Raw genomic sequence first — 6,945 nt, forward strand, 5'->3', positions numbered from 1 at the left:
GGGTGCTGCTCGCGCTTGTCGGGGCGATGGGGTTGTACATGCTCACGTGGTATCGGCAATCCGACTGAGCCGCTCGTACGCTGAACTGGTGCTCACCGAGCTGGTCGACCTACCGGGCGGATCGTTCCGCATGGGGTGCACCAGCTTCTATCCCGAGGAGGCGCCGATCCACACCGTCACCCTGCCCGCATTCGCGGTGGAGCGGCACCCGGTGACCAACGCGCAGTTCGCCGAATTCGTCTCCGCCACAGGCTATGTGACGGTTGCCGAGCGGCCCATCGACCCGGCGCTGTACCCGGGGGCGGACCGGGCCGATCTGCGTCCGGGCGCCATGGTCTTTCGTCCCACTCCCGGCCCGGTCGACCTGCGCGACTGGCGGCAATGGTGGGACTGGGTACCGGGCGCCAGCTGGCGCCATCCGTTCGGGCCGGACAGTGATCTCACCGACCGGGCCGAGCACCCGGTGGTGCAGGTGGCCTACCCGGACGCCGCCGCGTACGCGCGGTGGGCCGGCCGGCGGCTGCCGACCGAGGGCGAGTGGGAGTATGCGGCCCGCGGCGGGGGCACGGGCACGTATGCGTGGGGGGACGAACCGAACCCCGACGGTCGGCTGATGGCCAACACCTGGCAGGGCCGCTTCCCATACCGCAACGATGGCGCCCTGGGCTGGGTGGGCACATCGCCCGTGGGGACGTTCCCGCCCAACGGGTTCGGCCTGCTCGACATGATCGGCAACGTCTGGGAGTGGACCGCTACACGGTTCTCCGCGCACCACCGCCTCGACGAGCCACCGAAAGCGTGTTGCGCCCCGACAGGGCCGGCGGATCCGGCCGTCAGCCAGACGCTGAAGGGCGGTTCGCACCTGTGCGCGCCGGAATACTGCCACCGCTATCGTCCGGCCGCGCGGTCACCGCAGTCGCAGGACACCGCGACCACCCACATCGGGTTCCGCTGTGTCACACAGCAAACTCGGGCCACTCCCGGCGGCGCCGCCCACAGCTGAAACGACGAGCGGGTTACCGCCGGATGGACGGCGAGTGACGTGGCCTGCATCGGCGCGCAGGGTGCGCGCGAGGTCGCTAGCATCTGACCACGTGTGGCCCTCGACGAGCCTTGAATCATCAGTGGCTTACCAATGACCGCCGAGGCTCCCGCGGCACCGGCACCGCCGCCCCCATCGGACGCGCCGGCACCGTCCGCACCGCCGGCCCGCAAACACATGGCGAAGCGGCCGCGCATCGTGATCGGGGTGGCCGTCCTGGCGGTGGTCGTCACGGCCTACATGCTGTCCCTGTTCGGCGTCCACTGGCTAGAGAGGTCCGAGGGGCCGCTGCCTCCGCTGGACCTGGGCCAGGGCGGGGGCGACGCGACCATTGTGCAGCTGCAGGTCGAGGAATTGAAGCCGGTCGCCAAGCGCCTCGCGGTGAATGTGCTTGTCTATCCGGGGATTTCGGCCTACGACAACCGGTTCGACGTGTTGGGCACCGACGTCGCCGTGCGCCTGTACCCGACGAGCGACCTGGGCGACCTGCACTACCCGAGGGGCAAGGCGCCGGCGCAACTCAGTACCACGGTCGTGGCGCACGGTGATCCGGGCAACTGGCCGTTCGACTCCTACCGGACCGAGCCGATCTCCGCCGACGCCTTCGTCGGTTCGGGCGACAACCTGAAGAAGGTGCCCGCCCGGGTCGAGGTGACCGGGGAGTTGGACGGGTGGGACATCACCGTCAACCGCGTCCACGACCCCGGAGCGCTCCCGACGCAGCGCGGCACCGACAACGGGAACGTGGTCATCACCCTGAAGAGGGCCAAGGGCCCGCTGATCTTCGACCTGGGCATCTGCCTGGTCCTCATCAGCCTGCCCACCCTGGCGCTGCTGGTCGCCATTCCGATGGCGCTGGGCAGAAGGAAGTTTCTGCCGCCGTTCGCCACCTGGTACGCCGCGAACCTGTTCGCCATCGTCCCGCTGCGCAACATCCTTCCCGGCGCACCACCGCCCGGTTCGTGGATCGACCAGGCCATCGTCCAATGGGTGCTGATCGCGCTCGTCACGGCGATGAGCTTGTACATCTTTGCCTGGGTCCGGCAAGGGGACTAGCCCTTGAAGGGGGCGAAAACCGGTCACCGAAGCGGTAGCGTCATTACTTGCTGGCTGGGCCGTCGACGCTATGTGTCACCCCAAGCACTCGGCAACGCCCCAGCGGCGATGTGACGGGAGGCAAGCATGAAGCGTGGCATCGTCGGAGGATTCGCCAGCCTGCTCCTGGCCGCGGAGCTGATCGCCTCGGCGCCGCCGGCCAGCGCCGGCTGCCAGTACGGAGGAAACGTCCTCAGTAAGTGCGACGGACCGGTCCAGCCCGACGGCACCTGGCAACGTTGCGTGGCAGTTCCCCGCTTGATTCCCAACGGCGCCAGTTCCTACCTGGTGCCCGACGGGCACTGCGAGTCGATGGGGCCCGACCAGCACCCCTCGGACCCCGCCTTCGCCGACCCGCCGATGCACATCGACGGCTGAGCCGCGAGGGATGTCTTCGCAGCCCGGCGCGTGCCCCGGATTCTCTAGATGTGTCCGTAGTCGCGAACGGGCCGCCACTGCTTTAGGTGGAGGATTTGGAGATGCCCGCGTCCCTGCCCCCACTGGCGGCCGAAGATCACGCCTGCGCTGATTGTGGAATGAGTTACTCGGACACTCGGCCCGACGAGGCGGCCGGTGTCATCGCCGGCCTGCCTGACGCGGTTCGGGAGGCGATCTCCGCGATCCCGCCCGGGGCGCGGCGGTCACGGCCCAGTCCCGAAGTGTGGTCGGTCGCCGAATACCTTTGCCATCTGCGGGACGTCTACGTCTCCTTCACCATCCGGCTGCACCGCGTCCGCACCGAGCACGAGCCCGCGTGCGAGCCGATGTTCAACGATCTGCGGGCCCGCCGCTTCCGGTACAACGATTGCGACATCGACGCCACGCTCGACGAGCTCGCGGCCGCGGTGGCGGGCTTCCGCGACGAGGTCGCGCGCGTCAAAGACCAGGACTGGGACCGCACCGCGACCCGGTTGCCGGGCGAACAGCGCACCGCCCGCTGGTTCGTGCGCCAGGCGATGCACGAAGGCGTGCACCACCTCGGCGATATCCGGAGAATCGGGGGAACGGCTCCTTGAGCCCGCCCTAAAGCCGCCTCGGCCGCGAATTTGGCTCTGAGCTGGTCGTCACCTAGACTCTAGGGGTTGCCTTGGGCAGACCTCGGCCGGTGCGAATCGGCCCCGCGTGCCCTTCGGTGACAAAGACCGCGCATGTCAGGTTATTCGGTGGGCTGTGGCTTGCCTCCTGCCGTGCACACGCAACCAGGTCAGGAGATCGAGTGATTCAGCAGGAATCGCGGCTGAAGGTCGCCGACAACACCGGCGCCAAGGAGATCTTGTGCATCCGGGTGCTCGGCGGTTCGTCGCGACGCTACGCCGGCATCGGGGACGTCATCGTCGCCACGGTCAAGGACGCCATTCCCGGCGGCAACGTCAAGCGCGGGGATGTGGTCAAGGCCGTCGTGGTGCGCACCGTCAAGGAGCGCCGCCGCCCGGACGGCAGCTACATCAAGTTCGACGAGAACGCCGCGGTGATCATCAAGCCCGACAACGACCCGCGCGGCACGCGCATCTTCGGCCCCGTCGGCCGCGAGCTGCGTGAGAAGCGGTTCATGAAGATCATTTCGCTGGCCCCGGAGGTGTTGTAGATGAAAATCAAGAAGGACGACACCGTCCTGGTCATCGCCGGCAAGGACAAGGGCGCCAAAGGCAAGGTGCTCAAGGTTTACCCGGAGCGCAACCGGGTCCTGGTCCAGGGCGTCAACTCGATCAAGAAGCACACCGCGGTTTCGAGCAACCAGCGCGGAGCCCAGTCGGGTGGAATCGTCACCCAGGAGGCGCCGATCGATGCCTCCAACGTGATGGTGGTCGACTCCGACGGTAAGCCCACCCGCGTCGGCTACCGGGTCGACGAGGAGACCGGCAAGCGGGTTCGTATCTCCAAGCGCAACGGCAAGGACATCTGATGACCACCGCAGAGAAAGTTCAGCCCCGCCTGAAAGAGCGCTACCGCAGCGAGATTCGCGATTCGTTGCAGCAGCAGTTCGGCTACGGGAACGTCATGCAGATCCCGACCGTGACGAAAGTCGTTGTCAACATGGGCGTCGGCGATGCGGCGCGGGACGCGAAGCTGATCAACGGCGCGGTCAACGACCTTGCGCTGATCACCGGGCAGAAGCCCGAGATCCGCAGGGCGCGCAAGTCCATCGCACAGTTCAAGCTGCGCGAGGGCATGCCGATCGGCGCCCGCGTCACCCTGCGCGGAGACCGGATGTGGGAGTTCCTCGACCGTCTCACCTCGATCGCGTTGCCCCGTATCCGTGACTTCCGCGGGCTTTCGCCCAAGCAGTTCGACGGTGTGGGCAACTACACGTTCGGGCTGGCCGAGCAGTCGGTGTTCCACGAGATCGACGTGGACAAGATCGACCGGGCTCGCGGCATGGACATCAACGTCGTCACCTCGGCGACGACCGACGACGAAGGACGAGCGCTGTTGCGGGCCCTCGGCTTTCCCTTCAAGGAGAACTGAGCAGATGGCGAAGAAGGCACTGGTCAACAAGGCCGCACGCAAGCCGAAGTTCGCGGTGCGCGGCTACACGCGCTGCAACAGGTGCGGCCGCCCGCGCGCGGTCTTCCGCAAATTCGGCCTGTGCAGGATCTGCCTGCGCGAGATGGCGCACGCGGGCGAGCTGCCCGGCGTGCAAAAAAGCAGCTGGTAAGAGCCAGGACCCCAAGACCAACCCAGAACAGGCACGCGACAGGCCCGGACCGGGAACCACCGCGAGGAAGGTGACAGACACTGTCATGACTGCGACAACAACGATGCAGTGGGGGCACCCCCAGCAGCGCAGCGGCGAGGGGGCCGCAGCGATGAAGAGGAGTGGCGCTCGATGACGATGACGGATCCGATCGCAGACTTCTTGACACGTCTGCGCAACGCCAATTCGGCGTATCACGACGAGGTGACGTTGCCGCACTCCAAGATCAAGGCCAACATCGCCCAGATCCTCAAGAGCGAGGGTTACATCAGCGATTACCGGACCGAAGACGCTCGGGTGGGCAAGTCGCTGATCGTCCAGCTCAAGTACGGACCCACCCGGGAGCGCAGCATCGCCGGACTGCGGCGAGTGTCCAAGCCCGGTCTGCGGGTGTACGCGAAATCCACCAACCTGCCGCGCGTGCTCGGCGGCCTGGGTGTGGCGATCATCTCGACCTCCTCGGGCCTGCTGACCGATCGTCAGGCAGCCAGACAGGGCGTGGGCGGCGAAGTCCTCGCGTACGTGTGGTAGCGGGAGAGGCAGCAATAGATTATGTCGCGCATTGGTAAGCAGCCGGTTCCGATTCCCAGCGGAGTCGACGTAACGATCGAGGGCCAGAACGTCTCGGTGAAGGGGCCCAAGGGCAGCCTGAATTTGACGGTCGCCGAACCGATTACGGTGGCCCGCAACGACGACGGCGCCATTGTGATCACCCGCCCCAACGACGAGCGGCGCAACCGCTCGCTGCACGGGCTGTCGCGCACCCTGGTGTCCAACCTGGTCACCGGCGTGACCGAGGGTTACACCACCAAGATGGAGATCTTCGGAGTCGGTTACCGCGTGCAGCTCAAGGGCGCCAACCTCGAGTTCGCGCTGGGGTACAGCCATCCTGTGGTCATCGAGGCGCCCGAGGGCATCACGTTCGCGGTCCAGTCTCCGACGAAGTTCTCGATCACCGGCATAGACAAGCAAAAGGTCGGCCAGATCTCGGCGAACATCCGCCGCCTGCGCCGTCCCGACCCGTACAAGGGCAAGGGCGTGCGCTACGAGGGTGAGCAGATCCGCCGCAAGGTCGGAAAGACAGGTAAGTAGTCATGGCGCAAAAACAAGCTGACACCGCCGCGCGAAAGCCGGTGGGGCAGAGCGTATCCGCGACTCGTCGGGTCTCGCGGCTGCGTAGGCACGCCCGGCTTCGCAAGAAGATCGCCGGCACTCCGGAGCGTCCGCGGCTCGTCATCAACCGGTCCTCGCGGCACATTCACGTGCAGCTGGTCAACGACGAGAACGGCACCACGGTGGCCGCCGCGTCGTCCATCGAGGACGACGTGCGGGGCCTGCAGGGCGACAAGAAGGCCCGCAGCGTGCGGGTGGGCCAATTGATCGCCGAGCGCGCCAAGGCCGCCGGCATCGACACCGTGGTCTTCGACCGCGGCGGGTACACCTACGCCGGACGGATTGCGGCGCTGGCCGATGCCGCCCGCGAGAACGGATTGAGTTTCTAGATGATCGAGACCTCGAATAAGACTGGAAGGACCGCATAATGGCGGAACAGTCGGCCGGCGGGCAGGGCGCCCCAGACAGCCGTGACTCGCGCGGTGACCGCGACAGCCGCGGCCGGCGCGATGGCGGCGGGCGTGGTGGCCGCGACCGCGACGGCGACAAGAGCAACTACCTGGAGCGGGTCGTCGCCATCAACCGTGTCTCCAAGGTGGTCAAGGGCGGTAGGCGCTTCAGCTTCACCGCATTGGTCATCGTGGGAGACGGCAACGGGATGGTCGGCGTCGGCTACGGCAAGGCCAAGGAAGTTCCGGCCGCCATCGCCAAGGGCGTCGAGGAGGCACGCAAGGGCTTCTTCCGCGTGCCGCTGATCGGTGGCACCATCACGCACCCGGTGCAGGGTGAAGCCGCCGCCGGCGTGGTGCTGCTGCGCCCGGCCAGCCCGGGTACCGGTGTGATCGCCGGCGGCGCGGCGCGTGCGGTGCTGGAATGCGCTGGTGTGCGCGACATCCTGGCCAAGTCGTTGGGCAGCGACAACGCGATCAACGTGGTGCATGCCACCGTCACCGCGCTCAAGCTGCTGCAGCGTCCCGAGGAGGTGGCGGCCCGCCGCGGG

General features: G+C 67.2%; 12 protein-coding genes. All 12 read left to right on the top strand.

The features are described 5' to 3' along the window. Positions 1–88: 88 nt before the first annotated feature. Positions 89–1,003, top strand: coding sequence for a formylglycine-generating enzyme family protein (locus A5781_RS19880; RefSeq protein ID WP_067210468.1), 915 nt, complete (start codon positions 89–91; stop codon positions 1,001–1,003). Positions 1,004–1,219: 216 nt separating this feature from the next. Beyond that, positions 1,220–2,098 (top strand): DUF4436 domain-containing protein, encoded by an 879-nt coding sequence (locus tag A5781_RS19885; RefSeq protein ID WP_082939444.1) that lies wholly within the window; start codon positions 1,220–1,222, stop codon positions 2,096–2,098. A gap of 126 nt (positions 2,099–2,224) precedes the next feature. Then, entirely contained in the window at positions 2,225–2,515 is a 291-nt protein-coding gene (locus A5781_RS19890) for a hypothetical protein (protein WP_066945900.1), read from the top strand. Positions 2,516–2,673: 158 nt separating this feature from the next. Beyond that, positions 2,674–3,153 (top strand): DinB family protein, encoded by a 480-nt coding sequence (locus tag A5781_RS19895; protein WP_231987277.1) that lies wholly within the window; start codon positions 2,674–2,676, stop codon positions 3,151–3,153. A 200-nt stretch (positions 3,154–3,353) separates the two neighbouring features. Beyond that, complete coding sequence (rplN, locus tag A5781_RS19900; protein WP_003403649.1) at positions 3,354–3,722, top strand: 50S ribosomal protein L14; 369 nt, start codon at positions 3,354–3,356, stop codon at positions 3,720–3,722. Next, a complete protein-coding gene (gene rplX / locus A5781_RS19905; protein WP_066945894.1) occupies positions 3,723–4,040 on the top strand; it encodes a 50S ribosomal protein L24 in 318 nt (105 codons plus the stop codon). It begins immediately after the preceding gene. Continuing rightward, on the top strand, positions 4,040–4,603 hold the full coding sequence (gene rplE, locus A5781_RS19910; RefSeq protein ID WP_067210475.1) for a 50S ribosomal protein L5: 564 nt from the start codon (positions 4,040–4,042) through the stop codon (positions 4,601–4,603). Before rplX ends, rplE begins: the two co-directional genes overlap by 1 nt. 4 nt (positions 4,604–4,607) lie before the next feature. Continuing rightward, positions 4,608–4,793 (top strand): type Z 30S ribosomal protein S14, encoded by a 186-nt coding sequence (locus tag A5781_RS19915; RefSeq protein WP_007167851.1) that lies wholly within the window; start codon positions 4,608–4,610, stop codon positions 4,791–4,793. Between the two features lie 171 nt (positions 4,794–4,964). Continuing rightward, positions 4,965–5,363 carry a 30S ribosomal protein S8 gene (gene rpsH / locus A5781_RS19920; RefSeq protein ID WP_067210479.1) on the top strand — a complete coding sequence of 133 codons (399 nt, stop codon included), beginning with the start codon at positions 4,965–4,967 and terminating at the stop codon, positions 5,361–5,363. Positions 5,364–5,384: 21 nt separating this feature from the next. Continuing rightward, positions 5,385–5,924 (top strand): 50S ribosomal protein L6, encoded by a 540-nt coding sequence (gene rplF, locus A5781_RS19925; RefSeq protein ID WP_067210484.1) that lies wholly within the window; start codon positions 5,385–5,387, stop codon positions 5,922–5,924. A gap of 41 nt (positions 5,925–5,965) precedes the next feature. Further along, positions 5,966–6,334 carry a 50S ribosomal protein L18 gene (gene rplR / locus A5781_RS19930; protein ID WP_082939445.1) on the top strand — a complete coding sequence of 123 codons (369 nt, stop codon included), beginning with the start codon at positions 5,966–5,968 and terminating at the stop codon, positions 6,332–6,334. A 38-nt stretch (positions 6,335–6,372) separates the two neighbouring features. Then, positions 6,373–6,945 (top strand): 30S ribosomal protein S5 (gene rpsE, locus A5781_RS19935; protein WP_067210493.1); only part of this gene is annotated, 573 nt, incomplete at its 3' end.

Source organism: Mycobacterium sp. 852002-30065_SCH5024008, assembly GCF_001665645.1.
In the GTDB taxonomy this organism is placed as follows: Bacteria; Actinomycetota; Actinomycetes; order Mycobacteriales; family Mycobacteriaceae; genus Mycobacterium; species Mycobacterium paraffinicum.